Source organism: Vibrio sp. DNB22_10_4 (assembly GCF_052879755.1).
Genome location: NZ_JBNNXW010000001.1, coordinates 1,551,809 through 1,577,512, shown reverse-complemented (window position 1 = coordinate 1,577,512; position 25,704 = coordinate 1,551,809). Strand labels below are relative to the sequence as shown.

Sequence of the window (25,704 nt, the reverse complement as noted above, 5' to 3'; positions counted from 1 at the left end):
AGCGTGTTACGCATACTGTTGTGGATATATACTTACTTAACTAAAATTCTAGCAAGGTAACTTCTGTGTTTAGAAGTTACCTTACTGATCCAGAATACTGATTAGTTTTGGGCGACAGTAATAATATTTCCGCTACCTTGCATAGTATTGTTGCTTGTGTTCATACTGCCCGTTTGGGTGATGGTAGCTGTATTAGTAGAACCGTCAATGTTAAGTGTTGTTAATTGGCCAAGACCAGACTGCATAACCGATGCGCCGTTACGACTGCCTGCAATATCAACACTGGCTACGATATAACTACCGTCTTGATTTACAGTTGTTGAGTTGCTGTTGCCATCAATGCTAACTCCAGCTAACGTATGATCTCCTTCTTGGATAACAACTGTCTGGTTACGGTTCCCTTCAATGTTGGTGCCACCGTCAATGTAAGTTTCACCAATACTGACTCCAGCTAACATAGAATCTCCTTTTTGAGTTACAGTTGTCATGTTTTTGTCACCATCAACAAAGACACCAGCTAGCACAAAGTTTCCGTCTTGAGTCAAAGTTGTTGTGTTAGTGTTACCTTCAACAACGACCCCAGCCCCCAAAGTCGCGCCGATTTGAGACAAAGTTGTTGTGTTGTCGTTACCATCAATTGTGACCAACGTATTAATATCGGTACCATTCTGATTAGCTTCAGTGCTGTTAGTATTTCCTTTTACGCCTATGGCAAGACCTATGCGTTGACCTTCTTGAGCATAAACTTTATTGAAGTTGTTGCTACCATTGACGGTGATCGTTGCTGTAAGGTCTGAGCTAGCACCACCTAATTGAAAGATAGAAGATTTATTACCGGTACCACTTCGTTGATTAATGGTAGCCTCTAAATCAGTACCGATCTGTTTGATGTTATTATTGTTAGTAATAAACATAGTTTTGTTACCACGCTCATTAATAGAGGCGGTAGCATTGGTTGCAGCGTGCTGTTCGATGCTGGTGTTTCCGTCGCCATAGGCCTTTATTTTCGCGGTGGAACCTGACGTATAACCCTTCTGGGTAATCGTTGTTTTACCTGTACCATCTTGAATGAGTCTTGCTCTGTTGTCAGACGTGCCGGCTTCTTGTGTAATCTGGGTAATACCATAGTCGTTAACATTACCTCTATATCCAGTTACAGTTTGCTTGATATAAGCAGTAGAGTCGTCACCTTGTTGAGCAATGGTCGCTTGTGCTTTTCCTATCGTGTACTCATCTGTCATATCTTGAGTGATAGTTGCTTTGTTTCCTTCAACGTCATTAGTAGATGTACCTATTGTAATAGTTGCTTTACTATCGAACGTATCGGTTTGTGTTACTGTTGCCTTGTTGCCATTACCATAGATATCGATATCACTAGTATCTGCTATGCTCGCTGCACTAAACGATAACAAGATTGACGTTGCTAGTATCGTATATTTCATTGTCTCTTCCTTAATTTAATGGTTTGCCGTTTTTATGGATGTTGTAAATTACTAACACCACATATTTATTGGTTCACTACGTTTACCGACATAGCGCTGGATATATCCATTACAATCGCTTGTGGTGAATTGCCTCCCTGCTCAATGCCTACATTTGCTCTTGGGCCTGCCAATATAACCGCTGTATGCCCGTCGCCCTGTTGAGAAACACTTACTTTGCTATGACGCCCCCTTATTCCATTCTTTTGCGCAACGAAAATTAGGTTTTCATCCCCCTCTTGCAGAGCTAGTGCAGTATTATTGACACCCTTTTGGAGTAATAAAGCGGTGTTATCGTTGCCATTTTGTGATACATAAGCTTGGTTTTGTGTGCCTTGCTGTGCTACAAGTGCATAATTACCATCACCGGTTATGTAAACTTGAGCCCAGTTGGTACCCCAGCCATCACTCTGTTGATAAATATCTGCCTGGGAACCTCCCTCACTACTAATATCTATTTCTGAATAATTGAGCTCGCTTGTGGAGGCTAAATCTCGTTGATTTTCGATATCTCTAATCGTCCCAAACGGCGTAAGTTGAATACCTGATCCAAATTTACCTTTGTTATCAATTTTGCTTGCCAGCGGTATGGAGTAACCCTTTAAAACACTTGCCTCTGCGTATGGTGCATTGTTTAATAGCCATACAATGCTCACGAGAATAGCGACTGCGCTCTTGAACAGAGTGGTGTTAAGCGTTGAGAAATGAGATAAGCCTAGTAATGTACATTTCATAATTACGACCTAGTTTTCTATCCCACGTTACGTTGCGGCACGCGGAGTTTATTTTCATGTGTAATTAAATACTATGTTTAAACAGTGGAACGCTTCATAAACTATCCCTAGTAATTAGGATGAATAGTCTTAGCTAGGTACGGCTAATTAGAATGTTTAGAGTGTGGTTATTTGGTTTAGGTAATGGGGCTAGAAACATAAACTAAGGTTCATGTGTGATTTGTGGGTCTTCGTAAGATGACTACGGCTCAACGATAATTAGTAGGCTCCGTAAAAATCCTTAGTGACAAGACTGCTCTAAACTAGGTTGTATAAGGTTATCTTGAACAACATGATTCCATTTAAGCTATTCTCATTAGTGAGAAAATTAAATAAGTCATTGAAGATAAAGCCGTATACAGTTGGTTCCTTGTTTCCTCGAAGTAACGTGCTCCAAATCCTCTGTTATACTTTCAGCTTAGAAGCTTTGAAAGATTTACATACAAGGAGTTAGACATGCCCCAAGATAAGGACATCACCCCTCATGCCATTCTTCTTGCAGGTAATAGCCTGCAATCTAACTTACTCAAAGACTCTATTGAGCAGAAGGTTGCGCTCAACATTCGTTTAGTGTCTCCTGAAACGCTGTATAGGCATCGTGATGAAACGCTGGGTAGTGACACCGACTACATCATCATTGACTATGCCACTATTGGTAGTGCCAATGCATCAAAGTACCTTGAAATTATCGAAGGGGTAGAGAAGTACACCCAAGAGATCCTGCTCAATGCACCCACCAACCTTGCTCATGCAGAAATGCTGAAATGGCAAAACTTGGTGGGTGTGTTCTATGATTCAGATACTATCGAAACTCTCGTCGCAGGCTTTGAACGCATTTTAGCTGGTGAGCTTTGGATGAGTCGTAAGCTTGTTTATGAGTATGTTCACTTCTACCGTCGTCGTCAGTGTGCGAAGACCAGTCCTTACTACACTCGCCTAACAAAACGCGAGCAACAGATCATCAAATTGTTGGGTGATGGGGCATCCAATGTCGAGATCGCCGAGACGCTTTTTGTTAGCGAGAACACAGTTAAAGCGCATCTCCATAACGCGTTCAAGAAGATTAAAGTTAAGAACCGACTTCAGGCTCTATTGTGGGTAAAAAACAATGTCGCATCGAGCGAGTTTGTACAGTAATAAGCGCTACAATTGAGGATGCGAAAAAGCGCCATGCTCTATTTGAGAATGGCGCTTTTTTTGACGGCGACTCGCTTTGTCTTTGACTTTCTCACAGAAAAAAACAGGGCTAAGGGTAAGTTCCGTTTTCCACAAAGCCCTGTTTACTGCTTACTCGGTTGCTAGAGGATTTCCGTTTCAGCTTGAGAGTATCTTGCGATGATCGGGTTAGACATGGCTTGCGGGTCGTTAGCAGACCACATACCACGTTCCATACCTTTGACAATCAGGTGAATAACTGCGGCATCGATGGCCGACATAACCGCAATGTTAACCGGTTCGTTATTGCTGTATCCCATTTCCACTTCTAGTAGTTCTTTGTAATCAATGAAGCGGAATGCGCCCAGCCCCATTTCATGTGAAGAGATGGTCTTTGATGTGGTAATACTGAGCAGTACCTGACCGCTACGAACATCAACCGCTCTTAAGTTAACAGTGACTTGATCGGTTCGATACTGCCCTGATGCGCCAATCCCGAGATATTTTGCGCCGAGTCCACCGGTGCGAATATTTGAATCGTAAGCCACAATCCCGCCTTCGATAACAACGTTGGCAGAGTTAAGCGAAGAGAGGTCTGCGCCGTGATTGGAGATGACTTTGTCTTTCTTTTGAGCGGCTCGAATGATTTTTCGTTCCGTTAAAAGGTTTTGCAGTCCCTCACGCTCTAATGGAATAAACCATTGAGAGTCCAATAGAGACGTCGTCAATAGTGAGGTGCCGCCCTGAGGAACAGCGGTTGAAAAGTTACTGTTTGGTTGCGGTTTGTATTGACCAGTTTGATCCCTAAAGTCATACACAGAAACCAAAATTTTACCTGCCGGTCTAGGTAGTGACACGAGATCAGTATAGGTTGCGCCACGCGGCATTAGTTTAGGTGATGCGTCGGTATCTGGAATATCCAACGAATACGCGCATCCGCTTAGCAATATCGCTAAGCCAATAGCAATTAGACCTTTCATAATACGTTCCTTGTAAATTAGAGGTCGGGGTTAAGTCCTGAAACACTGATTTCCGTTGATTCACCGCTTACTTTGTCCACGATCTGCACCAGTAGCGTGCCGGAGTCGTCAACAACGTTTAGGAAAAAGTCATCGGTTTCTAGCTGCCCGGTATTGCCGTTGCCTATATCAGCAAGTAGTTGGCTAATGAGTCGTGACTCCAGACTAGAAGCCAACCTATCGAGCGCCGATTCTTCTTCAAAATCGAATGTAGATGCGTTTGGATCACTGTAGTCATTGATCGCATTTGCATGGTTGATCAGTATGGTACTGTTGAGTGGGTTGCCACCGAAACTTGGGTTAACAGGTGTATACACGAGCTCTGAACTGTGGACAAATGGTGTCGCTATCACAGCTAAAAGAGCGAGTTTGCTTGATAAATTTGCCATCCTTGCCGCCTTAAAATTCATCATGTTCTAGGTCAAAGGTATCCAAATAAAGGCGCTCAGCCTGCCAACGAATGATGTAGTTACTCACCACACGTAAAGCGTCTTGAGCTCTGTCTTTTGCTTGGCGTCGACCCGGGGACAGCGCAGTTCGGTAAATTACCTGTCTTGAGTGGAAGACTTCGATGATGCTACCTGAAAGCGCTGTTGGTATTTCATTAATAGTGAGATTTTCTTGAAGATCCGGATATTGGTCGTTCAACTGTTGAGAAAAGAAAAAATAAAAGTCTTCCCCCAGCCGTGTGATTGTTCTATCCACAATAACGCCACTCACTTCGTTGAAGTTATAAAATGGCGGTTTCAGTCTATCTCCCTGTTCCTCGAGTTTTTTCCCATTTTCGAGTTTGGTTCCGTTTTCGAGAGGAGCCCCGTTTTCCAACTTGCTGTTATCTGCGATGCTAGGAAGCGCAAGAAACATAAGCGTCAATGTAAGCATTTTTGAAGTCATAAAGGCTCCCATTCCAAAATCCTTTTAAAAAATGAGAAATAGATTCGTGAAAATCTAACCTAAAGCCTAACTTAAGCTCCGTCGTTTAAACATAAACTTACGACCTAGAAGTTAGGTGTTTTTTTTCATACTTCGGACGCGATAAATGCCCTTTAGATAAGACAACTTATCAATGAATTATTTCTGTAACTCGTTTTTAGTTTAGAGATAAAGTCATGGTGCAATTTTAGAATAGTAACTGTCAGGCGATGAAAAATGGCTTTTTTAAATTTGCTTTAGAAAAGTCTTGGCCAAAATATCAAGTCATTTTTATACGCCAAATAATCACGGAAGAAGTGGTAAACAGGCATGGTTTTAAATAACAAAATGCTCAAATCTAAAGGGCTCACGACGGTATTGTGTTCAGTGGTCTTTGCCGCTGGCGGTTCTGTACAAGCAGCGACATTTTGGTATGCGCCAAACGGTGGTCTTAGCGCACCTCCAGGGACGTTTCTTGATGGCGTGAGTGAGAATGTGGTGACTGATTATGATGCGTTTGTGACTGGTGCAAGTTCTGACTTAGACAATTACTCAGAAGTTCACTCAGTTAATGTCGTTGATTCGGTTGCCATAATTGTGCAAGAAGGGGGCAGTGTTTCGAAGGCTGGTAACAAAGCCAAAGTGGTGCAGCGTGACGGAGCAAACAACACCGCACTTGTCACGCAGTCAGGACGTAACCACACCGCATACCTAACCCAAACAGGAAGCTCGAACGCTGCATACGTCGGCCAGTTGGGGAGAAACGCGGAAGCGTTGATTGAGCAAAATGGCGATAACAACCTCGCGTTAATCGGGCAGGCTAATTACGGGTTAGCAAGTAGTCAATTGAGTATTTCTCAGCGAAGTGATAACAACATTGCCGTTGTTGCTGGTGCTGGGGCTGCAAATTTAGGTATTTCTCAAGATGGTGGTGACACCGCCATTATTAATGCTTCGGCGTTAATGAGAGTTTATATAAACCAAGGAAACTAAGAGGTATCAGAGCAGTCGGTTTATATACAAATACTCTCGGTTAGAGAGTATGTAATGACATGGAAACTTATAAGGAATAAGGGTTATATTATGAAAGTATTATTATTAGCTGTTAGTGTTGCTGTCGCTTCTTCCACGGTTATGGCTGCAGGCCCTGGCACAGGGAAAGAAGTCTCTTTCAACAATTACGCAGCTTACCAAAACATGGATGTACAAGGTGACAAGGACAACAAAAGTGTCGTACTTCAATCTAATGACGTAGGTACCACCGTTACTGTGATGCAGGGTGAACTGGGTGTATTCGATGGTAACCGCTCGGTCGTAGACATCCGTTTGAACAGTCCTGGTAATAATAATGATGTTATGATCGACCAATCTGGTGGTTACAGCTTCAACGACTCTAAAGTGAAGATCGGCGGTACTACTGGTGGGGCAGATATTGATGTCACTCAAGACGGTCATGCCAACGATTCGGTGGTGAATTTCCGTCATGATGAAGACAACTCGACGGTAACGGTTGCACAAACCGGTGTTGATAACTGGTCTCGAGTCCGCTCGAGAGGTGCGAGTAAAGGCAATACGGTTGCTGTAACACAAAACGGTGAAAACCAAGACTCTGAAATCCGTCTTTCTGGAAGCTCCTCAAATAACATGGTCACTGTTATGCAGGGTAAAAATACTTCCAAGAAAAACAACGTGTCTATCGTTGAGCTAAGCGCGTCTAGTTCGAACAATGACTTGCTGATTAACCAAAAAGGTAACAACAACTTGTCTGAAGCTTATCTAGTGGCTTCAAGCGGCGGCGATATTGATGTTATTCAATCTGCACAAGATAGTTCATACATTTCTCAAGTGAACTCTCTAAACACGACGGTATATGTACATCAAAACTAAATCCATTTCGGTGGGTGTAAAAAAGGCGGTGTTATGCACCGTCTTTTTTTGTTTAACTGCTTTTGATGGATTTTCTGCGCTGTTCAAGACCCAAGTCAGTTGCCAAGTAAAGCAGGAGCAAATACAGATTGCGATCGAAGCTGACACTAGTCACCTCTCAATCCATGTCAAAACAGAACTGGGCAACGACTATCATTGGCGAGGTTCTAGTGGTGTCGCGATGTTTATTCTGTCGAAAAGTAGTTTCCCTATCGATCTTCAAGATAAGGAAGGCAAAGCGCGATTCATTATTGACGAGCATTGTCGTATAGAAGATAAGAAAAATCCTCCCTCTCCGTTAAGAGAGGAAGGATTTTCAGCAAGCAAAGGTGCTTAAAACTATTAGAGAGGCTTATACGCCCGCTTCTTTATATAGGCGACGGCAAGCTCTGCCATCACTGTGGAATAGGTGACAACGGTGAGCTGGAATACCAATCTCAAACTTATCGCCAACTTCAACAGCAAGTGTGTCCGGCTGACGGTAGATAACGTCCGCGTCTGCGCTCTCTAGGTTAAGATAAACTTGAGTTTCGTTACCTAGCTTCTCAACGATCATCACTTCACCGCCCACTTTCGCATCGCCTTCTTGCGCCGATACCAAGTGCTCTGGACGTACGCCCATAGACATACGATCGCCTTTGTTCACGGTTGTGCCATCAACTGGGATCCAGAATGAATCACCATCAGAAAGCTGAACTTTCACGCGCTCTGCTTCTACTTCTTCAATGAACACGCTCATGAAGTTCATCTTAGGTGAACCAATAAAGCCTGCAACGAAGCGGTTGTCTGGGTAGTGGTATAGCTCAAGAGGCTTACCAACCTGTGCAACATAGCCTGCGTCTAGTACAACAATCTTGTCAGCCATGGTCATCGCTTCAACCTGATCGTGCGTTACGTAGATCATGGTGCAGCCTAGTTGGCGTTGAAGCTTAGTGATTTGCGAACGCATGTTTACACGAAGTGCTGCATCTAGGTTAGATAGCGGTTCGTCTAGTAGGAATACGTTTGGTTGAGAAACCAAAGTACGACCGATAGCCACACGCTGACGCTGACCACCTGAAAGTGCTTTAGGTTGGCGCTCAAGTAGGTGACCGAGCTGTAGAATTTCTGCTGCGTGCTCAACGCGGCGGTCGATTTCTTTTTTGTCTGCTTTAGCAAGCTTAAGACCAAATGACATGTTGTCATAAAGGTTAAGGTGAGGATAAAGTGCGTAAGACTGGAATACCATGCCCACGCCGCGCTTCGATGGTTCAACATCGTTCATGCGCTCTTCACCAATATATAAATCACCGGACGTGATGTCTTCTAAACCTGCGATACAACGTAGTAGAGTTGATTTACCACAACCTGATGGACCAACAAAGACAACAAACTCGCCTTCGTTGATTTCTAGGTCGACATTCTTGGAGATCAGTACGTCGCCGTACGCTTTACTAACATTTTTTAACGTGACACTCGCCATGTAGCTCGTCCTCGATTCATTTTTTCTTTCCGTCGGTCATTATAGAGATAATTCGACAGGTAATAATAGTAGGAAATTGGTCAGTGTGTGACTCCAACAACGTGGTTTGGAGTTCTGGGAAACTGTTGCGTGATGATTCTAGGTTTTGATGTTCCTTAGTTTGTGCAAATAGTCCCAGATGGAAAGAAAAAAGGGTGGCGCTGTACGATTTGGCGCCACCCTCAAAGCCAAGACTTCGCTAGTATCCCCCGACACAAACTGAAAACCTCCCCCGTAAAATACATTTACCACTAGTGCTTCAGATTGTGACTACTTGGCGAGTCCGGCGATGAAAACCCAGTATACGTTCCCTGTAGAAGTTCATTCCTTAAAGAAACTGTCAGAGCATTCGCTCTTACTGGTAAAGGGTTCTTACCATCCACTCTTGGATGACTGCAGTTTCCTTGATTGAGGTCGCAGGTACATCCTCCTGACAAAAATAATTATGGGGGTAGTAGGGAAGGAGGAGGAGGGTGGGGGGGGAGAATGTATGTGTGAGATCTCGGTCAAAAATTTGCGCCTGATAATAGTGAATTCTGTCACAACAGGAGATTGTTTTGTGATGTTGATCTATAGTCTTGGGCGATTGAGGTCACGGAAATCAACGCTTGTGGCGAGGGCGTAGAGAGTAGGATGATGAGAGCTTGCTGTATTTTTAAGATGATACTCATCGAAACTTGGGAAATCCTCTGGATGAACCTACGATCAAAACTATAAAAAGGATATAAACATGAAAAAAGCCCTAAGCACTGTAGCACTAGGTACGCTAGTCGCTCTAGGTTCTTTTGGTGCAAATGCTGCTATCGAAGAAGGACAACTCACTATTTGGATCAATGGTGATAAAGGTTATAACGGTCTTGCAGAAGTAGGTAAAAAGTTCGAAGAAGACACAGGTATTAAAGTGACAGTTGCTCACCCTGATGGTCTAGAAGCGCGCTTTCCTCAAGTTGCAGCGACTGGTGACGGTCCTGATATCGTATTCTGGGCTCACGACCGTTTCGGTGAGTACGCTCAAGCAGGTTTGCTGGCTGAAATCAAACCTTCTAAAGAAACTAAAGAAGGCATTGTTGACTTTGCATGGGACGCAGTTAAGTACGATGGCAAAATCATCGGTTACCCAGTAGCAGTTGAGTCACTATCTCTAATCTACAACAAAGACTTGGTTCCAAACCCACCTAAGACTTGGGAAGAAGTAGAAGCATTGAACGCAAAACTTGCTAAAGATGGCAAGACAGCAATCATGTGGAACCTAAAAGAACCGTACTTCACATGGCCACTAATGGCAGCTGATGGCGGTTACGCATTCAAATACAACGGTGGTAGCTACGACGTTAAAGACGCAGGTATCGCTCAAGACGGTGTTAAAGACGCACTGACTTTCGTTAAAGGTCTAGTAGACAAAGGCGTTATCTCTGCAGATATGGATTACTCGGTATCTGAGTCTGCGTTCAACCAAGGTAAGACTGCAATGACTATCAACGGTCCGTGGTCTTGGGCGAACATCGAGAAGTCTGGCATCAACTACGGTGTGGCTACTCTACCTAAGTTCAACGGCCAAGCTTCTAAGCCTTTCGTTGGCGTACTAACAGCAGGTATCAGCACTGCGTCACCTAACCGTGACCTAGCAGTTGAGTTCCTAGAGAACTACCTACTAACTAACGATGGTCTTCGTGAAGTGAACAACGATAAGCCACTAGGCGCTGTTGCTCTAACTTCATTCCAAGAAGAGCTAGGTTCTGATGCACGTATCGCTGCGACAATGGACAACGCGATGAACGGCGAAATCATGCCTAACGTTCCACAAATGAGCGCATTCTGGGCTTCTGCTAAGAACACAATCATCAACGTGGTAGACGGTCGTCAATCAGTGGAAGCAGCAGTTGCTGACGCTGAAAAGCAAATGACGAAGTAAGTTTCTAGAACAACCCTTTTAAGGAGGGGGTAACCCCTCCTTCTTTTCTATTTTTTTGTATTATCGCTAGCAGGTCCTTTTATGCAGTCAGTTCAAGGTACAGATGCCATGTCAGCAGAAACTAATACAGTTCCAAGCAGTAAAAAAGTATTCATCAAGTGGGGACTTCTTGGCTCAGTGGGACTTATCAATGGTTATGCGACTATTCTAATGTATTCCCGCGGTGAGCTTGCATTCGCATTGCTTACTGTGATTCTTACCGCTCTGGCACTCTATATTTTCGGCAGTAAGAAAACGTACGCGCACCGTTATATCTACCCAGGTATTGCGGGTATGATCCTTTTCATTCTTTTCCCTTTGGCGTACACGGTTGGCTTGGCCTTCACGAACTACAGCGCGAAAAACCAGCTTTCCCTGGATAGAACGCAAAGCGTATTGATGCAGCGTACTTTCCAAAGTGGTGATAGCTATTCGTTTGAGCTTTATAAGACAGACAACGGCCACCGCATCTATGTAAAAGACGGTGAACAGCTGCTTGCTACGCCTGATTTTGATATCAGCAGCCCTTCTGCAGACTACGATCTTAATGCGGCAGATGTGCCAGTAGGTGAGAAAGAGAAGATCAAAGCGATTATTCAAAATCGTGCGAAACTCAACACGGTTGACCTTCATATGCCAGATGGCTCTGACATCCGTATGAGTGGTCTACGTAAATTTGCTTCTGTACAACCACTATACACAATGGTGGAAGGTACAAACGACATGCGTAACAACAAGACTGGTGAGCTACTGCGCCCTAATATGGACGAGGGTTTCTACCAGCCAGTTAACGATAGTGGTGAGTTTGTTGGTAACACAGTATCACCAGGTTTTATTGTTGGTATTGGTACACACAACTTTGAACGTGTATGGAAAGATGATGGTATTAAAGAGCCGTTCATCAGCATCTTTATCTGGACGATTGTTTTCTCAGCAGTGAGTGTTGCGCTAACGGTTCTTATTGGTCTTGTACTGGCAAGTGTGGTTCAGTGGGAAGCACTACGTGGTCGAGCTATTTATCGCGTGCTGCTGATCCTTCCGTATGCGGTACCAGCGTTTATCTCGATTCTTATCTTTAAAGGCTTGTTCAACCAAAGCTTTGGTGAAGTGAACATGCTCCTTGAAGGTCTGTTTGGCATTAGTCCAAACTGGTTCTCAGACCCAATGCTAGCGAAAGCAATGATTCTCATTGTTAACACATGGCTAGGTTTCCCTTACATGATGATTCTATGTATGGGTATGCTAAAAGCGATTCCTGATGACCTGTATGAAGCGTCAGCAATTGATGGTTCAAACTTTGTTTCGAACTTCACTAAGATCACAATGCCACTGATGATTAAGCCGCTAACTCCGCTACTGATTGCAAGTTTCGCGTTTAACTTCAACAACTTTGTACTGATTGCCCTTCTAACGAACGGTGGTCCTAACATGATTGGTACTTCTGAGCCAGCGGGTTACACCGACCTATTGGTTAACTACACGTACCGTATCGCGTTTGAAGGTTCTGGTGGTCAAGACTTCGGTCTAGCGAGTGCAATCGCGACACTGATCTTCCTACTAGTTGGTGCACTAGCACTACTTAACCTACGCGTCACGAAAGTAGCTCAAGACTAAGGAGACCTAAAATGGCAATGGTACAAGGTAAGTCATTAAAATACCGCGTTTGGGCAACACACATCGCTATGTGGGCTTTCCTATCGCTAATTATTTTCCCACTACTGATGATTATCGCTATCTCGTTCCGTGAAGGTAACTTCGCAACGGGTAGCCTAATCCCAGAGAACCCATCGCTAGAGCACTGGAAACTAGCACTAGGCTTCTCGGTAACGAACGCAGACGGCTCAGTAACACCACCTCCGTTCCCAGTACTCACTTGGCTGTGGAACTCGATTAAAGTTGCGGGTATTTCATCAATCTTGATTGTATGTCTATCAACAACGTCTGCTTACGCATTTGCTCGTATGCGCTTTAAAGGCAAGTCAACTATCCTAAAAGCGATGATGATTTTCCAGATGTTCCCAGCAGTACTAGCATTGGTGGCGATTTACGCATTGTTCGACAAACTAGGTCAGTACATTCCGTTCCTAGGCTTGAACACACACGGTGGTCTGATTTTCTCTTACTTGGGTGGTATCGCACTTCACGTATGGACAATCAAAGGTTACTTCGAAACGATTGATGGCTCTCTAGAAGAAGCAGCAGCACTTGACGGTGCTACGCCATGGCAAGCATTCCGCCTAGTTCTTCTGCCACTGTCAGTGCCAATTCTAGCGGTTGTGTTTATTCTGTCATTCATCATGGTTGTTGGTGAAGTACCAGTAGCATCACTACTACTTTCTGATGTAAACTCGTACACACTAGCGGTTGGTATGCAGCAGTACTTGTATCCTCAGAACTACCTATGGGGTGACTTCGCGGCAGCGGCGGTACTATCAGCATTACCTATCACAGTCGTATTCCTACTCGCACAGCGTTGGCTGGTTGGTGGTTTGACCGCCGGCGGTGTAAAAGGATAAAAACGATAAGGGTGACCGCAAGGTCACCCATTTTATTTGTCTTGTTTAACATCATTTGGTTTGGCCGCCGACAAGTTGAACAAGCAACACTGGTGTTACGTATAGCTGGCTGTTATCAGGATTCCTTACTATCACGACTAACAGTTCTTGTAACCGACGCCCGAGCACTCGCTCGGGCTTCTTCTTTTCTTCTCTGTCATCACTATCGTAGTTTACTTAGTCGTAGTTAAATTAGCTGGGCGATTATTTGATGACGACGTTAAAGTATGTGTCCCCTTGTCGTCGATAGTAGTGCCCGTCGACTCGAGCATAAGTAAAATTGCCTATTTTGATGTAAGTCGTATGTTTAGGCATTTTCTTGTAGTGATAGTGCCGATATTTAGGGTGTTTCTTTGGTGAAGGGTGATACTTCTTTACCACGATGACTTCCTTGTGGTGGTGCTTCTTGTGTTTATGCTTGTGCTTATGGTGGCCATGAGGATGTGCAAATGCAGCAGAACTGATTAGACTAAGCAGCGCTGCAACCACTACAGTGAATTTTACTTTGGACATTATCTAAGTCTCTTCTCGTCGTTTTTGGTGTTAGGTAATGTAGAGTTAGTTCGTATCAGCGCTGTCAAAGGAGAGTTAGTGAGCGTGTGGTCTTGGCAAGAAATTTAGTCGAAATGTCAGAACGTTACCTTTTGTTACTGTGCCAGTTATCTGGAAAACGAATCGGTTTGATAACCAACTCATGTAGGAATAGCATAAGATGCTGATATCTTTGCGCTAACTTTGAACAAACAGGGCTAGGTGCCATAGGAAAGGTCATATTCCTGTGTTATAAGGATGAAAGTCCGAGCAATAATCGCGTTTGGAAAGGATGGCCAAATGACAAAAATAACCGAATCAAAAGCACTAATTTATTCTGCCGTGGGTGCCGCGGTATTGTCGCTCTGGGGCGGCATAATGGCGCTGATTTCTGAATCTAGCGCCATACTACTGGATGCCTCTTTCAACCTCTTGTCTGCGGCGGTGTCGTACGCTTCTCTATGGATAGCGAAGCTAACCCAAACTGGCCGAACTCGTCATTACCCAATTGGATTTTTTGCCTTTGAGCCGCTGATCGTGGTGATTAAAGGCATTACCATACTTATTCTCATCGCCTTTGCAGTCGGCAGTAATATCCCGGTGATTCTAGCTGGTGGTAGAGAGCCTGCGTTAGGGCTGATGGCTGTGTATGTGTTCCCGGCCGTCGCTCTGTGCGCCCTTTTGTACTGGGTGTGTCATGTGGGTCACAAACAGTCTCATTCCGACATTCTAAAGGCAGAGAAAAACGCTTGGTTCATCAACGGTGTGATTTCTGGTGCGATTGGTGTGGCATTGGTGTTGGTGATTGCTATCCAAGAGACATCATTTGGGTGGGTTGGACGTTACATCGACCAGATCTTAGTGGTGCTGTTCAGCCTAGCGTTTATCAGCGATCCGATAAAGCTTGTCAAAAATGGTATGCGAGAGTTGACGATGGCGACGCCTCCAATTGAGCACACTAAGCCTATCTATCGCAGCCTAAAGGGACTCGCTCAGGAATATGAGATTGAGATTGTGGATATTTTTATCGCCAAGCTTGGCCGTAAAACCTGGGTCTCTGTCTATGTCGATCCGAAGCGCGAATCCATGACATTTAAGAGTTATGAACGATTTGTGGAAGATCTAAGAACGAAGGTGGATAAGCCATATACCGTCACAGAAGTGGATGTCATTTTACAACGTTCACCCACTTCAGAAAGCACGCCTAAGTTAGTTCACGGCTAGAAGGCGCGCAGCCAAGATACTGGAGCAAGACATACAAACTTTCTTGCTCCAGTGCTACACGCTGGAACAAGTCGGCAAACACCTCATCACCGCCAAAGCAGGTCTGGATGTAATGATTGATTTCATCCCGCTGATACCCTTCAACGTACATGGTACGTATCCATTGATATTCCACCGATTTTAAATCAGTTAACGTGGATTGACTTAGGGTAATATCGCTCAGGGTCAAGTCGAGCTCCTCTCTCAGACTATTTTAACGCTGGGCGATTACATCAAAGTTTAATGAAAGAAAAATGACAGTTTGGTGACCTTACTTGGAATTGACATTACTGGTGAGAAGCTGAACAAGGGCTTCCACGCTCGATTTGTTTTCACCTTGTTTGGTGTAAATACCGATATTGCCGACCTTTTCTTTATCTAGATACGCGATGACGATGTCATGTTTTTCAAGCCAATCACTGGCTTTGTGGCTGTAGGGCATGATCGCTTGCGTCATATGCAGCATATCCATACTGGCCATTACTGAATCCACGTCGTAGGTGATGCGCTCATCAAACTGAGTGTCATGAGGAAGGCCGTTCGCTAGCACCGATTGATGCCTTGGATGGTTTGGGGTCACCCTTAGAAGCGGGTAGCGGTGCAAGGTGCTTGGCTCGCTTATCCCAGTTGCAAGTGGGTGGCTCTTAGAAACGTAGATGGCTTCATAATCTTGAAACAGTGGCTGGAACACAACACGGCACGACTCTGACAGGTCTAAAACCTCATGACCTATGAATAAATCTATATCACCTTGAACGAGATGGTGTAGCAGAGACAAGTTATTCCCGAATTCAAGGTGAAACGAGCTGGCTGGATTTAACGCTTGGTAATCTGCCACCGATTGGCGCACAAAGCCCTCCCACCATACTTCTCCCGTACCGATTTTTACTTTACCGAATTGGCGCTGCTGCATGTCGTTAAACTGGTGCTTAAGGGCAAAGTACTGTTCTTGTTGCTCTTGTGCAAACTTACGAAATTTATTGCCATAAGGCGTCAATTCCACGCCCTTAGATAGACGATTAAACAAGGGCGCACCCATCTCCACCTCAAGCTTTTTGATTGCAGAAGTGAGAGAAGGCTGACTAATAAATAGCTCATCAGAGGCTCGCTTAATGTTGCCGTGTTTTGCTACTGCCAAGAAGTACTTAATGGATTTGTTTAGCGCCATACATTGCCTTTTGGTGTGTCTGTCTTTGGTATATAAAAAATCTATATGATTATACGGAGAATCTATTTTTAATCCCAGCGATAACTTCGTAAAGTGGGGGTAATTTAACGATAAGCTAGGACAGACTCATGGAACAAAAATGGTGGCACGATGCGGTGGTATATCAGATTTACCCGCGCAGCTTTTGCGATTCGAATGGAGATGGAATTGGAGATTTAAATGGTATTCGCTCCAAGCTCGATTATTTACAAGAATTAGGTGTAGATGTGATTTGGTTATCGCCCGTGTATCAGTCTCCTATGGATGATAATGGCTACGATATCTCTAACTACCAGGCTATCGCGCCTGAGTTTGGCACCATGCAAGATATGGAAGCGCTGATCGCCGAAGCAAAACAGCGCGGTATTCGTATCGTTATGGACTTGGTGGTTAACCATACCTCGGATGAACATTCTTGGTTTCAGCAAGCGTGCGAATCAAAAGATTCTCCATATCGTGACTACTACGTTTGGCGTGATGCGAAGCCAGATGGTAGTGCACCTAACGACCTTGATTCGATCTTTGGCGGCAGTGCATGGCAGTGGCATGAGCCGACTCAGCAATATTATTTACACCTGTTTTCAAAAAAACAGCCAGATCTTAACTGGGAAAACCCGAAGGTGCATGATGAAGTCCACCGTATGATGAACTGGTGGATAGACAAGGGTATCGGCGGCTTTAGGCTTGATGTTATTGACCTGATTGGTAAAGAGATCGACAAAGGCATCACGGGGAATGGCGAAAGATTGCACCCACTTCTGAAACAGATGAATCAGGCCACCTTTGGCGGTAAAGACCTTCTGACGGTTGGGGAAACTTGGGGGGCGACACCGGAGATAGCCAAGCTATATAGCGCCCCCGAACGTGATGAGCTGTCGATGGTGTTCCAGTTTGAACACATTACGCTCACCTGGAAAGACGGTGATAAATGGCAGCCGATCGCACTCGACTTACCTGAGTTTAAGAGGGTGCTGACCAAGTGGCAGTTAGAACTCGCCGATCAAGGTTGGAACTCACTGTTTTGGAATAACCACGACCTGCCTCGCGCGGTTTCCAAGTATGGTGATGATGGTGTGTATCGCACCAAGTCAGCCAAAATGTTAGCCACTGTACTGCATGGACTTAAGGGCACGCCTTACATTTATCAGGGTGAAGAGATCGCGATGACCAATGTGAAGTTTGAGCGCTTAGAGCAATACAAAGACATTGAGTCGCTTAACTTCTATAAAGTGAAAACACAATCGGGCGTAAGCCATGAAGATATGATGCATGCATTGGGTGAAAATGGTCGTGATAACGCCAGAACACCTATGCAATGGTCAGCAGCTCCGCAAGCTGGTTTTACACAGGGTACGCCTTGGATTGAAGTGAATCCAAACTACACCGAAGTAAACGTTGAAGATGATCAGGCGAGTAGTGATTCTGTGTATCGTTATTATCAGTCTTTAATTGCACTTCGTAAGCGCTATCGTGCGATTGTGCACGGCGATTTTATCCCAGTACTTGAGCAGCATGACAAAGTCTTTGCCTATCTCAGAACCGAAGGAGAGACACGTTTAATGGTTGTCGCGAATTTCAGTGGCGAGTCATTAACGGTCGATTTGAGTGAGTTCAACCAAAGTTCAGCCGAAGTGCTGTTATCAAACTCTGGGAGAACTACGTTTGATTTCAATAAGGTAGAGCTTAAACCTTACGATGCCTTTATGATCAAGCTTAGTGAATAGAGGCTATATTCATGCTGCCAAGCGCATCTTGAGATGCGCTTATTTTAGCTTTATCTAAAATAAATAATTGACAGTTCCGGTTAGGGTATATATATTAGATTTAACTTAATTAGCTGGAGCTGTTGTTATGAATTCTACTGTTGAAGCAACCACGACCTTAAATACGAGTGCCATTCCTAACACGTCTAAATCTGTGGCGGCTAAGCAATATTTGATCGATGTGCGTTCGCCACAAGAGTTTACCTCAGGCCATATCCCAGGTTCTTTGAATGTTCCGTTACAAACGATTTTCGCGGTTGCCAATAGCGATATTCAGCCTCAAGACAGCCTTATTGTCTATTGCGCATCTGGTATGAGAGCGTCTCAGGCGGTTCAAATTCTTGAATCCATGGGCTATCGAAATATCGTTAATGCCGGTACGTTATCAGCGGCTAGCGACTATATCTCACAATAATCGTTCTTGATCCTCAGAAGAAGTCATAACCAAACGGGAGAATGCATCATGTTAAAAATCGACTATGTCAGCGATGTACTTTGTGTGTGGGCGTGGGCAGCGGAGGCTCGAAACGATGCCTTGCTAGCTAACTTTGATGGCCAAATTGAACTAGCACCTAAGTTCATTAACTTGTTTGGTGATACGCAAACTCGCATCGGCAAGGGATGGAGCGACAAAGGCGGTTTTGATGGATTCGCAAAGCACACCGAAGAGGTGGCAGCTAAGTTCCCTGAATTAACACTGAGCCCTTCTGTATGGCGCAGCACTCAACCAACCAGTTCCATGCCTGCACATCTTCACTTAAAAGCCGCAGAGCTTGCTGGCAGCAGTCAAAATGAGGTGTTGCAACTCGCTAAGGCGTTAAGACAGGCTTTCTTTGAACAAGGGAGAGATATCGGCAATGTTGAAGTTATTGCGGATGTTCTTGCCTCTCAGGGAATAAGCATTGAAGCACTTCAGCCGTACCTTATGGATGGCTCTGCTTATGCGGCACTGTGGAGTGACCAACTGCTACGTGAGGCTCAACAGATCAAAGGTAGCCCAACTTATATTATTGATGGTGGGCGACAAACCTTGTTTGGCAACGTCGGCTATCGAGTCATAGAAGCGAATGTGAAAGAGCTTTTAAAACCGCATACGGGCGAAGGCGCGAGTTGGTGCTAACTTAGGTTTGATATTGAGTGAGAATCAAAAAAGGCGACCACGAAATATGTGGTCGCCTTTGTGACGATTATCGCCTTGTGATTCTAATAAGGACGATCTTGCTCCATTTCGCGCTCTTGTGCAGGCTCAAGTTCATGTAGGTAGGGATCATAAGCGCAGTCACCAATTTCATTTCTTGGGCAAACATGTACGTTGTTTCTCTCTATCATTGGCGTTTGGCACATTGGGCAAATTCTGTCCATCGTAATCTCCTTGTTTCGCTTTAATCTCGTTTGTTTTCATCACTTTGTCACCACCCATCACCTTCTAACAAGCGTGATCGTGTGGTGTCGTACGTGCTCGAACAACAGAGGAACTGCGAGCATAGTTAAAGGGTATAGATAGCGATAGTGACAAATTCAATCGGCTGTTTAAGATCTTGAGTGAGAATGTGATGAAGAAGGGGATCTGTTGCAGAGCGATTCAAAGCGTTACATTGCGACTTTAAGAGAGGGTCACGAGCTGACAAGAAACAACAAAACTTCGATTGATTTACTCGCCAAGCGCGGTTTTTGCGCACTTGGCGATTGGTTCGCATTAACGCGCCAATTGTTTTTCCGCAGTAGCAAGTGCCTCGGAAACAGTCTGGCGACCTAGTAGCGTGTTTTCGATGGCAGCGCCCTCAGACATCCAAAACGTCATCATCTTTGGAATCGCTGGCATGATTTCGCCGTTTTCAGCGTTAATCATGGTTGAGCGAATACGCTGATCAGATTCTAAGGTCTGTTGGAAAGACTTCAGAGTCACGGCACCAAGCGGCTTGTCGTTGTTGATAGTGGTGAGCGCTTCGTCGGTAAACAGATAGTTTTCAATAAACTCTACCGCCAAATCTTCATTTGGACTTGCTGAGCTGATACCGGCACTCAAGATACCAACGAATGGGTTCGATTTTTCGCCATCCAGTGTAGGGAAGGTGGCAACGCCGTAGTTGATGCCAGCTTTGTCTAGGTTGCCCCATGACCAAGGACCGTTGATCGTCATCGCCACTTCGCCTTTGGCAAAGGAGGACTCGGCATTAGCATAATCCATTCCTGGATCCACAATGCCTTCTTGCTTCATGTTCAGCAAGAACGCTAGGTTGTCCTGAGCGCGTTGATTGTTAATCCCTGTATCATTAGCATTATGACCTTGTGGGGTTTTCGCGAAAGAATAGGTGCCGGCAGAGACAATTGGCCAAGTGAAGTAGGCGTTTTTCACATCCCACATAATGGTGTCTTTGCCTTGTGCTTTCATCTTAGCGTGAATAGCTGGTAGCTCTTCCCATGACTTAGGTGGTTTTGGCAGCAAGTCTTTATTGTAAATCAGTGAAATGGCTTCAATAGCAAGTGGGTAGCCAATGAGCTTGCCTTTGTAGTTCACCGCATCCCAACTAAAGTCGACCAGTTTATCTTGGAATTCTTTACTCGGTTTTACTTCTCGGAGCAGGCCAGATTCGGCATAGCCACCAAAGCGGTCGTGCGCCCAGAAAATGATGTCTGGGCCATCGCCAGTCGCAGCGACTTGCTGAAAGCGTGCTTCTAATGACTCTGGAAACTGAACGCTGACTTTAATACCAGTATCGGTTTCAAACTGTCGGCCGACCTCTGCTAGCCCTTCGTAACCTTTATCACTGTTGATCCAAATAAGCAGTTCACCTTCTGTGACCGCCATTGCTGGAGCTGCCGTTAACGTTGCTAGTGCCAAAGCGGTTAAGGATGTTTTTAGTGTTTTCATTGTGACTATCCTGTCCATGTGCATTGGGATAAGAATAATCGGATGCGATGAGGTGTAAAAATAGCCTTTTTGTAAAGTGGTATAGATTTTTACTATTTCACTTGCGCGACGTGTGATCTGAATGAGTCAATAAAAGCCCCAGTTTTTACGCTGGGGCTTGATAGCATTGGGCTTCGATAAAGTCGGGAGGTTAACGCTCGGTAGCCATGAGTTGAAAAATATGTGAAGCCAGTGGGTTGAGGGCAATATAAACTTTGCCAGAGCCATTTTCGACACTAAGCTCTGTGGTTACTTTTGGATTTAGCGCGCAGGATAGCGAGTAGGTACCATCGATTAGTTCTAAGGCTTTGATCGCCTCGGCTGGAATGGTAATCGGTTCACTGCTGGCTTGGTGTGCATCAAAGTTAACCAAGACTAACGCTGCATTGCCTCTGTTCTCGCGCCAGTATCCATAAAGTTTATGGCGAAGCTCACCATGGCTTTCATCACGCTGAATATCCAGTGACAGTCGAGAGCCTGACATAGCAGGGCTGCGTTGCACAAAGCACATTAAGTTTTGGTAAAAACGACGCAGAGCTAACTCTGGTTCGGTGGATTGACCGCCATCGAATGCGCCATTATTCATCCAGCGCTGGTGGCTTGGAACGCCGATATAGTCAAAAATCGAGGTGCGTGTTGGCTGACCAAAGCCTGCGTGTTCTTCCCCTGTTTCTCCTAGTTCTTGGCCAAAGTAAAGCATGGTAGGCGCGTTACTGATGGTCGCCGAAACAACCATTGCAGGTAGGGCTGCTTCCGCACTTCCGGCAAACTCAGCGCAAGGGATTCGCTGCTCGTCATGGTTATCGAGAAAGTGCAGCATGTGCGGCTCGATGTCACTAAGCTCAGTTTGGATGCGAGAGATAGACTCCGTGCTATCGCGGCCTTGGATAATCGCCTTGAGCGTATCGTAAAGATCAACCTTGTCGTAGAGTGCATCCATTTTGCCAAGCTGAATGTAATCTCGGTAGAGGTGTGGCTGGTAGACTTCTGCCACTAACAAAGCATCGGGATTGTTGAGTTTGATTGATGCGTTGAGAAAGCTCCAGAACTCCACCGGCACCATCTCTGCCATGTCATAGCGAAAGCCGTCGACACCTTGCTCGAGCCAGTACATGGCGATGTCGCGAAACTTGCGCCATGAGCTCGGTACATCTTTGTCATCCCAGAACTTAGCGTGCTTAGCAAAGTCCTTATGTCGATAACATTCTGGTAATTCAGGAAAGTCTTTGCTGCCATCGGGTCTTATACCGTAATTGACTTTAACCGTCTCATACCAGTCATCAGCGCTTGGCTTGGCGGTTCTAGCGCCGTTGCCTGTCCACTTTGCTGGGTACTCATGATAAGGCTGCTTGAGTTGTGGGTGATCCTCTCCACCGAGCGGTGCGAGATGCGTTGGTACATTGGGCAGTTCGAACGCTTGCTCTGGAATGTAGTAAAAGCTGTTTTCACGCGAGTACTCAAGGCTGGTGTCATCTTCCGCACCAAAATCGGTTACACCCTCAGGGTTATTCAAGCCTTGATATTGGCGAGCCACGTGGTTTGGCACGATATCAATCACCACTTTCAATCCCGCTTTGTGCGTGCGCTCAATAAGCTGTTTAAACTCTTGATTTCTCTGGGCTGGTTCGTCGGCTAAATCTGGGTTTACCGAGTAATAGTCCTTCACCGCATAAGGTGACCCAGCGCGGCCTTTAACAACGGCGGGGTGATCATTGCGTATGCCATACTCGCTGTAATCACGGATCACCGCATGGTGCGGCACGCCGGTATACCAAATATGGGTCATGCCGAGCTCTCGAATGGATGCTAGCGCGGTGTCACTGATGTCACTGAACTTGCCGACACCATTTTGTTCTATGGTGCCCCAAGGCTGGTTGGTCGAGTTAGTATTGCCAAATAGGCGGGTGAAAATTTGGTACAGATGAACCTTTTGCTCAGGTTTAGAAATGGAAGGGTTAGGCATAAAATCTCACCAAGCTGATGTTGTAGGAGTTCTGTTTTGGATATAGAAAAAATCTATCACGTCAATCTAGTGTAGTTGAAGGGAAAAGATGAAAACTCCTCCTTTTGGAGGATGATTTAGGGCGTAGATGAGATCTGGATAACAAATGCAGACCGAGGATTCAGTCTGCATGAACTTTAGGGCTTTATTAACAAGTAACGAGAGGGAATTACTTTAGGTATTTGACGTGCGCTTCCATCTCTTCACCAATCTGTTTGCGCATGTTCATCAGCTTGATTGCCGACTCACGAAGTTTAATATCGTCTTCGGTTTGCGGCACCCACTCGGGCACCTCGGTTGGTTTGCCATTTTCATCCACAGCCACCATGATAACGATACAGTGTGTTGTGAGACGATTTTTCAGCTCTTTGGGATCACTAGCTTGCACATCGATGGCAATGTGCATTGAGCTTCTGCCGGTGTATATCACTTTGGCACTCACTTCTACTAAGTTGCCAACGTGGATTGGCTCAACAAAGCGAATGCCACCAGCGTAAGCGGTGATACAATACTTGCCACTCCATGCCGCGCTGCAAGCGTACGCCGCTAAGTCAATCCATTTCATTACTGCGCCGCCATGCACTTTGCCGCCAAAGTTAACATCGCCTGGCTCGGCTAGAAAACGCAGGGTGGTCTCTCTTCTGCCACTACTCATTATTTTTATTCCTTTATCTGAGCTGCTAAGTGGCTTGATTATGACAAACTTGTTAACAACACGCTATGAGTTTGAGTGTCCGAGTTTTTTGCTGTTCGCTATTGTTTATCGATAGTGAGTTTGGGTGCCACCGCTTCTGGCGCAGGCTGGCGCTTTTTGGTCTTAATTTGCGACAAGATAACGCCGGAAATGACCATGAGCCCGCCAATAAGGTGGAACTGGGTAATTGACTCGCCAAGCAGTACTGCAGCGAGAGCGACCGCGATGACTGGCAACAAGTTCATGAACATGGCACTGCCATCTGCGCCAATTAAGTCGATCGCTTTTACCCAAAGCAGAGGCGCGACAAAGGAACCGAGCAATCCCGCGTAGGCAATAAGCGGCAGGGCAGAGCTGCTTGGCAAGATTTGCTCGCTAGTCAGTAATAGTGGAAATAACATGATGACGGCAAATACGCCTTGCGTGTAAATTAGCATCCAGCTAGACAGCTGCATTTTCCAGCGTTTTAGCAGCACACAGTACGTCGCATACACAATCGCTGCGAGTACCATCAGGCCGTCCCCTTGAGAAATGTCTTGATGCAAAAAGAAGCTGAGGTCGCCTTGTCCTAGCATAAATGCAAGGCCAGCTAGCGAGATCACGCCGCCAACGATGCTCAGCTTAGAGATACGTTTGCCAAGTAACGGCACGGAAATGAACACCGCGAGCAGGGGGACTAGTGAGGTTATCAGCGCCATATTAGAGGCTGTAGTGGTTGCCGCCGCGTAGTAGCCCAACGATTGGTTAAGTACCATGCCCAGCAATGCAAGAAACGCGAGTTTGGCGCTGTTTTTGCGGATCTCTGGCCAATGGCGCTTCACTTTCGGCAAGCAGAATGGCGTCATTACCAAGATCGCAAGCGCCCAGCGATAGAAACTCATCGCGCTCGGTTCGATCATAGAGGCGGACATCTTGTTCACAATGGCGTTGCCGCCCCATATCAACACAGTAAAGAAGGGAAGAAGATAGACCACTGTGAACCTCATCGCGTTTTGTAAGTTGATACATAGTGTGACAGGTCGGTATAATTGCATGTATCTTTAAAACGACATTGCGCGCGATAGGAAGACAAGTTGAAAAAACACACTAGAAATTTGCACCCCTCTTTGTCTATAGACAAGATGCCCTCCAATGTTTTCATGAACTTCGATGCGTTTTTGTCGAACACCGAAACCCGCGTTCATTGCCACCCATGGGGACAAGTTCAGCTGATTAGCGGTGGGATATTGGAAATGGAAGCGCAGGATACGCGTTTTCTAGCGCCGCCACACCTCGCCATTTGGGTTCCGGCGGGCGTGATGCATTGCAGCTACAACCGCAAACCGCTCGAATACTGCTCTCTCAATATTGCTCACGAGTTCACTGACGGGTTTCCAGATAAAACCAGCTTAATTAAAGTGACACCGATCGTCTCCTCGATTATTGAGGATTTTCGTCACCGTAACGTTAACGTGGCTGAATCTGAAAAAGATCAGCGCCTGATCCAAGTGCTCCTAGACCAACTGAGCGATCAGCAAGAGCAGCATCACTTCCTACCTTCTAGTAATAACAAATACCTCGCCCCCATTCTGGCAGCCATTGAAGAAGAGCCAACTAACGACATTAGTCTTAAGGAGTGGGCATCAAAAGTTCATACGACCGAGCGAACGCTTGCTCGTTACTGCCAAAGCGAACTTGGCATGAGTTTTACCGAGTGGCGCTTGCGAGTACGGTACTTGTTTTCAATGGATCTATTGCGAAGTGGCCATTCAGTAAAAGAAGTTGCATTTACGCTCGGTTATAACCAAGCAAGTCCATTTATCTCGATGTTTAAGAAATATTCTGGGCAAACGCCGGAGCAGTATAAGAATAGGTTGTTGTAGGGTAATTCCCGATGACTCAGTGTGATTGGGATATTTGACATTGTAAGATATTCTGTTGCGCTGCCATAAGCGACTCAGCTATAGCTACGTGCCACTAAATTCTCACTCACTGAGACAGCCCTCTCAAAAGGTTGAGTCAGATTAAAGACATAGCTTTGAATTGGCGATTATTATTTGCCAGTTATATCGTTGTGAGTA

27 protein-coding genes are annotated in these 25,704 nt (G+C 45.3%); 12 read left to right on the top strand and 15 right to left on the bottom strand.

Annotated elements, in window-relative coordinates; translation table 11 throughout:
• Nucleotides 1–101: 101 nt before the first annotated feature.
• Complete coding sequence (locus ACVA6Q_RS06775) at nucleotides 102–1,442, bottom strand: hypothetical protein (protein ID WP_446646980.1); 1,341 nt, start codon at nucleotides 1,440–1,442, stop codon at nucleotides 102–104.
• 65 nt (nucleotides 1,443–1,507) lie between these two features.
• Nucleotides 1,508–2,215 (bottom strand): hypothetical protein, encoded by a 708-nt coding sequence (locus ACVA6Q_RS06770; protein WP_446646979.1) that lies wholly within the window; start codon nucleotides 2,213–2,215, stop codon nucleotides 1,508–1,510.
• A 495-nt stretch (nucleotides 2,216–2,710) separates the two neighbouring features.
• On the opposite strand from ACVA6Q_RS06770, the gene ACVA6Q_RS06765 reads away from it, so the two are divergent.
• Nucleotides 2,711–3,391: a LuxR C-terminal-related transcriptional regulator gene (locus tag ACVA6Q_RS06765; protein WP_446646978.1), complete on the top strand. Its 681-nt coding sequence runs from the start codon at nucleotides 2,711–2,713 to the stop codon at nucleotides 3,389–3,391.
• 161 nt (nucleotides 3,392–3,552) lie between these two features.
• On the opposite strand, the gene ACVA6Q_RS06760 is transcribed toward ACVA6Q_RS06765, so the two are convergent.
• The 3 genes from ACVA6Q_RS06760 to ACVA6Q_RS06750 are packed head-to-tail and all read right to left on the bottom strand — an operon-like array spanning nucleotide 3,553 to nucleotide 5,322.
• Complete coding sequence (locus tag ACVA6Q_RS06760) at nucleotides 3,553–4,389, bottom strand: CsgG/HfaB family protein (RefSeq protein ID WP_353498983.1); 837 nt, start codon at nucleotides 4,387–4,389, stop codon at nucleotides 3,553–3,555.
• Nucleotides 4,390–4,406: 17 nt separating this feature from the next.
• A complete protein-coding gene (locus tag ACVA6Q_RS06755; RefSeq protein WP_353498984.1) occupies nucleotides 4,407–4,817 on the bottom strand; it encodes a curli assembly protein CsgF in 411 nt (136 codons plus the stop codon).
• Nucleotides 4,818–4,827: 10 nt separating this feature from the next.
• A complete protein-coding gene (locus tag ACVA6Q_RS06750) occupies nucleotides 4,828–5,322 on the bottom strand; it encodes a curli production assembly/transport protein CsgE (RefSeq protein ID WP_353498985.1) in 495 nt (164 codons plus the stop codon).
• A gap of 348 nt (nucleotides 5,323–5,670) precedes the next feature.
• On the opposite strand from ACVA6Q_RS06750, the gene ACVA6Q_RS06745 reads away from it, so the two are divergent.
• The 3 genes from ACVA6Q_RS06745 to ACVA6Q_RS06735 all read left to right on the top strand — a co-directional run bounded on the left by ACVA6Q_RS06745 (nucleotide 5,671) and on the right by ACVA6Q_RS06735 (nucleotide 7,603).
• Nucleotides 5,671–6,333: a curlin subunit CsgB gene (locus ACVA6Q_RS06745; RefSeq protein ID WP_446646977.1), complete on the top strand. Its 663-nt coding sequence runs from the start codon at nucleotides 5,671–5,673 to the stop codon at nucleotides 6,331–6,333.
• Between the two features lie 90 nt (nucleotides 6,334–6,423).
• Entirely contained in the window at nucleotides 6,424–7,227 is an 804-nt protein-coding gene (locus ACVA6Q_RS06740; RefSeq protein WP_446646976.1) for a hypothetical protein, read from the top strand.
• Nucleotides 7,211–7,603, top strand: coding sequence for a hypothetical protein (locus tag ACVA6Q_RS06735; RefSeq protein ID WP_446646975.1), 393 nt, complete (start codon nucleotides 7,211–7,213; stop codon nucleotides 7,601–7,603). Before ACVA6Q_RS06740 ends, ACVA6Q_RS06735 begins: the two co-directional genes overlap by 17 nt.
• A gap of 15 nt (nucleotides 7,604–7,618) precedes the next feature.
• Here the strand turns inward: ACVA6Q_RS06735 and malK are convergent, their stop codons facing one another.
• Nucleotides 7,619–8,728, bottom strand: a complete 1,110-nt coding sequence (malK, locus tag ACVA6Q_RS06730) for a maltose/maltodextrin ABC transporter ATP-binding protein MalK (RefSeq protein WP_353498989.1) — start codon at nucleotides 8,726–8,728, stop codon at nucleotides 7,619–7,621.
• A gap of 769 nt (nucleotides 8,729–9,497) precedes the next feature.
• On the opposite strand from malK, the gene malE (ACVA6Q_RS06725) reads away from it, so the two are divergent.
• From malE (ACVA6Q_RS06725) to malG, 3 genes are all read left to right on the top strand, one after another.
• Nucleotides 9,498–10,679: a maltose/maltodextrin ABC transporter substrate-binding protein MalE gene (gene malE, locus ACVA6Q_RS06725; protein WP_446646974.1), complete on the top strand. Its 1,182-nt coding sequence runs from the start codon at nucleotides 9,498–9,500 to the stop codon at nucleotides 10,677–10,679.
• A gap of 81 nt (nucleotides 10,680–10,760) precedes the next feature.
• Nucleotides 10,761–12,332 carry a maltose ABC transporter permease MalF gene (malF, locus tag ACVA6Q_RS06720; RefSeq protein WP_446646973.1) on the top strand — a complete coding sequence of 524 codons (1,572 nt, stop codon included), beginning with the start codon at nucleotides 10,761–10,763 and terminating at the stop codon, nucleotides 12,330–12,332.
• 11 nt (nucleotides 12,333–12,343) lie between these two features.
• On the top strand, nucleotides 12,344–13,234 hold the full coding sequence (gene malG, locus ACVA6Q_RS06715) for a maltose ABC transporter permease MalG (RefSeq protein ID WP_042469972.1): 891 nt from the start codon (nucleotides 12,344–12,346) through the stop codon (nucleotides 13,232–13,234).
• A gap of 243 nt (nucleotides 13,235–13,477) precedes the next feature.
• Here the strand turns inward: malG and ACVA6Q_RS06710 are convergent, their stop codons facing one another.
• Nucleotides 13,478–13,786, bottom strand: a complete 309-nt coding sequence (locus ACVA6Q_RS06710; RefSeq protein WP_446646972.1) for a hypothetical protein — start codon at nucleotides 13,784–13,786, stop codon at nucleotides 13,478–13,480.
• A gap of 318 nt (nucleotides 13,787–14,104) precedes the next feature.
• Between ACVA6Q_RS06710 and ACVA6Q_RS06705 the strand changes: the two genes are divergently transcribed.
• Nucleotides 14,105–15,028, top strand: coding sequence for a cation transporter (locus ACVA6Q_RS06705; protein ID WP_446646971.1), 924 nt, complete (start codon nucleotides 14,105–14,107; stop codon nucleotides 15,026–15,028).
• On the opposite strand, the gene ACVA6Q_RS06700 is transcribed toward ACVA6Q_RS06705, so the two are convergent.
• Nucleotides 15,009–15,257, bottom strand: a complete 249-nt coding sequence (locus ACVA6Q_RS06700) for a hypothetical protein (RefSeq protein ID WP_353498994.1) — start codon at nucleotides 15,255–15,257, stop codon at nucleotides 15,009–15,011. The two genes, ACVA6Q_RS06705 and ACVA6Q_RS06700, sit on opposite strands and share 20 nt — an antisense overlap.
• Nucleotides 15,258–15,338: 81 nt before the next feature.
• Entirely contained in the window at nucleotides 15,339–16,235 is an 897-nt protein-coding gene (locus ACVA6Q_RS06695) for a LysR family transcriptional regulator (protein WP_446646970.1), read from the bottom strand.
• A 128-nt stretch (nucleotides 16,236–16,363) separates the two neighbouring features.
• Between ACVA6Q_RS06695 and ACVA6Q_RS06690 the strand changes: the two genes are divergently transcribed.
• From ACVA6Q_RS06690 to ACVA6Q_RS06680, 3 genes are all read left to right on the top strand, one after another.
• A complete protein-coding gene (locus ACVA6Q_RS06690; protein WP_446646969.1) occupies nucleotides 16,364–17,998 on the top strand; it encodes a glycoside hydrolase family 13 protein in 1,635 nt (544 codons plus the stop codon).
• A 127-nt stretch (nucleotides 17,999–18,125) separates the two neighbouring features.
• Nucleotides 18,126–18,452 (top strand): rhodanese-like domain-containing protein, encoded by a 327-nt coding sequence (locus ACVA6Q_RS06685; RefSeq protein WP_446646968.1) that lies wholly within the window; start codon nucleotides 18,126–18,128, stop codon nucleotides 18,450–18,452.
• 48 nt (nucleotides 18,453–18,500) lie between these two features.
• The gene (locus ACVA6Q_RS06680) at nucleotides 18,501–19,157 is read left to right on the top strand and encodes a DsbA family oxidoreductase (RefSeq protein ID WP_446646967.1); all 657 of its coding nucleotides are present in this window, start codon (nucleotides 18,501–18,503) and stop codon (nucleotides 19,155–19,157) included.
• Between the two features lie 83 nt (nucleotides 19,158–19,240).
• On the opposite strand, the gene ACVA6Q_RS06675 is transcribed toward ACVA6Q_RS06680, so the two are convergent.
• The 6 genes from ACVA6Q_RS06675 to ACVA6Q_RS06650 form a co-directional block, all read right to left on the bottom strand.
• A complete protein-coding gene (locus ACVA6Q_RS06675; protein WP_353499000.1) occupies nucleotides 19,241–19,399 on the bottom strand; it encodes a hypothetical protein in 159 nt (52 codons plus the stop codon).
• A 125-nt stretch (nucleotides 19,400–19,524) separates the two neighbouring features.
• On the bottom strand, nucleotides 19,525–19,734 hold the full coding sequence (locus tag ACVA6Q_RS06670; protein WP_446646966.1) for a hypothetical protein: 210 nt from the start codon (nucleotides 19,732–19,734) through the stop codon (nucleotides 19,525–19,527).
• Nucleotides 19,734–20,909, bottom strand: coding sequence for a maltose/maltodextrin ABC transporter substrate-binding protein MalE (gene malE, locus ACVA6Q_RS06665; RefSeq protein WP_446646965.1), 1,176 nt, complete (start codon nucleotides 20,907–20,909; stop codon nucleotides 19,734–19,736). Before malE (ACVA6Q_RS06665) ends, ACVA6Q_RS06670 begins: the two co-directional genes overlap by 1 nt.
• Nucleotides 20,910–21,099: 190 nt before the next feature.
• Nucleotides 21,100–22,911: an alpha-amylase family protein gene (locus ACVA6Q_RS06660; protein WP_446646964.1), complete on the bottom strand. Its 1,812-nt coding sequence runs from the start codon at nucleotides 22,909–22,911 to the stop codon at nucleotides 21,100–21,102.
• A gap of 208 nt (nucleotides 22,912–23,119) precedes the next feature.
• A complete protein-coding gene (locus ACVA6Q_RS06655; RefSeq protein WP_338166025.1) occupies nucleotides 23,120–23,605 on the bottom strand; it encodes an acyl-CoA thioesterase in 486 nt (161 codons plus the stop codon).
• 98 nt (nucleotides 23,606–23,703) lie between these two features.
• On the bottom strand, nucleotides 23,704–24,618 hold the full coding sequence (locus ACVA6Q_RS06650) for a DMT family transporter (RefSeq protein ID WP_446647195.1): 915 nt from the start codon (nucleotides 24,616–24,618) through the stop codon (nucleotides 23,704–23,706).
• A 99-nt stretch (nucleotides 24,619–24,717) separates the two neighbouring features.
• Here ACVA6Q_RS06650 and ACVA6Q_RS06645 point away from each other — a divergent pair, with 99 nt between their 5' ends.
• Nucleotides 24,718–25,506 (top strand): AraC family transcriptional regulator, encoded by a 789-nt coding sequence (locus tag ACVA6Q_RS06645; protein ID WP_446646963.1) that lies wholly within the window; start codon nucleotides 24,718–24,720, stop codon nucleotides 25,504–25,506.
• Nucleotides 25,507–25,704 lie beyond the last annotated feature (198 nt).

Bases quoted from the DNA above. Each gene is read 5' to 3' on its own strand.
- ACVA6Q_RS06775 (WP_446646980.1), bottom strand. From the start codon at position 1,442: ATGAAATATACGATACTAGCAACGTCAATCTTGTTATCGTTTAGTGCA.
- ACVA6Q_RS06770 (WP_446646979.1), bottom strand. From the start codon at position 2,215: ATGAAATGTACATTACTAGGCTTATCTCATTTCTCAACGCTTAACACC.
- ACVA6Q_RS06765 (WP_446646978.1), top strand. From the start codon at position 2,711: ATGCCCCAAGATAAGGACATCACCCCTCATGCCATTCTTCTTGCAGGT.
- ACVA6Q_RS06760 (WP_353498983.1), bottom strand. From the start codon at position 4,389: ATGAAAGGTCTAATTGCTATTGGCTTAGCGATATTGCTAAGCGGATGC.
- ACVA6Q_RS06755 (WP_353498984.1), bottom strand. From the start codon at position 4,817: ATGGCAAATTTATCAAGCAAACTCGCTCTTTTAGCTGTGATAGCGACA.
- ACVA6Q_RS06750 (WP_353498985.1), bottom strand. From the start codon at position 5,322: ATGACTTCAAAAATGCTTACATTGACGCTTATGTTTCTTGCGCTTCCT.
- ACVA6Q_RS06745 (WP_446646977.1), top strand. From the start codon at position 5,671: ATGGTTTTAAATAACAAAATGCTCAAATCTAAAGGGCTCACGACGGTA.
- ACVA6Q_RS06740 (WP_446646976.1), top strand. From the start codon at position 6,424: ATGAAAGTATTATTATTAGCTGTTAGTGTTGCTGTCGCTTCTTCCACG.
- ACVA6Q_RS06735 (WP_446646975.1), top strand. From the start codon at position 7,211: ATGTACATCAAAACTAAATCCATTTCGGTGGGTGTAAAAAAGGCGGTG.
- malK (WP_353498989.1), bottom strand. From the start codon at position 8,728: ATGGCGAGTGTCACGTTAAAAAATGTTAGTAAAGCGTACGGCGACGTA.
- malE (WP_446646974.1), top strand. From the start codon at position 9,498: ATGAAAAAAGCCCTAAGCACTGTAGCACTAGGTACGCTAGTCGCTCTA.
- malF (WP_446646973.1), top strand. From the start codon at position 10,761: ATGCAGTCAGTTCAAGGTACAGATGCCATGTCAGCAGAAACTAATACA.
- malG (WP_042469972.1), top strand. From the start codon at position 12,344: ATGGCAATGGTACAAGGTAAGTCATTAAAATACCGCGTTTGGGCAACA.
- ACVA6Q_RS06710 (WP_446646972.1), bottom strand. From the start codon at position 13,786: ATGTCCAAAGTAAAATTCACTGTAGTGGTTGCAGCGCTGCTTAGTCTA.
- ACVA6Q_RS06705 (WP_446646971.1), top strand. From the start codon at position 14,105: ATGACAAAAATAACCGAATCAAAAGCACTAATTTATTCTGCCGTGGGT.
- ACVA6Q_RS06695 (WP_446646970.1), bottom strand. From the start codon at position 16,235: ATGGCGCTAAACAAATCCATTAAGTACTTCTTGGCAGTAGCAAAACAC.
- ACVA6Q_RS06690 (WP_446646969.1), top strand. From the start codon at position 16,364: ATGGAACAAAAATGGTGGCACGATGCGGTGGTATATCAGATTTACCCG.
- ACVA6Q_RS06685 (WP_446646968.1), top strand. From the start codon at position 18,126: ATGAATTCTACTGTTGAAGCAACCACGACCTTAAATACGAGTGCCATT.
- ACVA6Q_RS06680 (WP_446646967.1), top strand. From the start codon at position 18,501: ATGTTAAAAATCGACTATGTCAGCGATGTACTTTGTGTGTGGGCGTGG.
- ACVA6Q_RS06675 (WP_353499000.1), bottom strand. From the start codon at position 19,399: ATGGACAGAATTTGCCCAATGTGCCAAACGCCAATGATAGAGAGAAAC.
- ACVA6Q_RS06670 (WP_446646966.1), bottom strand. From the start codon at position 19,734: ATGCGAACCAATCGCCAAGTGCGCAAAAACCGCGCTTGGCGAGTAAAT.
- malE (WP_446646965.1), bottom strand. From the start codon at position 20,909: ATGAAAACACTAAAAACATCCTTAACCGCTTTGGCACTAGCAACGTTA.
- ACVA6Q_RS06660 (WP_446646964.1), bottom strand. From the start codon at position 22,911: ATGCCTAACCCTTCCATTTCTAAACCTGAGCAAAAGGTTCATCTGTAC.
- ACVA6Q_RS06655 (WP_338166025.1), bottom strand. From the start codon at position 23,605: ATGAGTAGTGGCAGAAGAGAGACCACCCTGCGTTTTCTAGCCGAGCCA.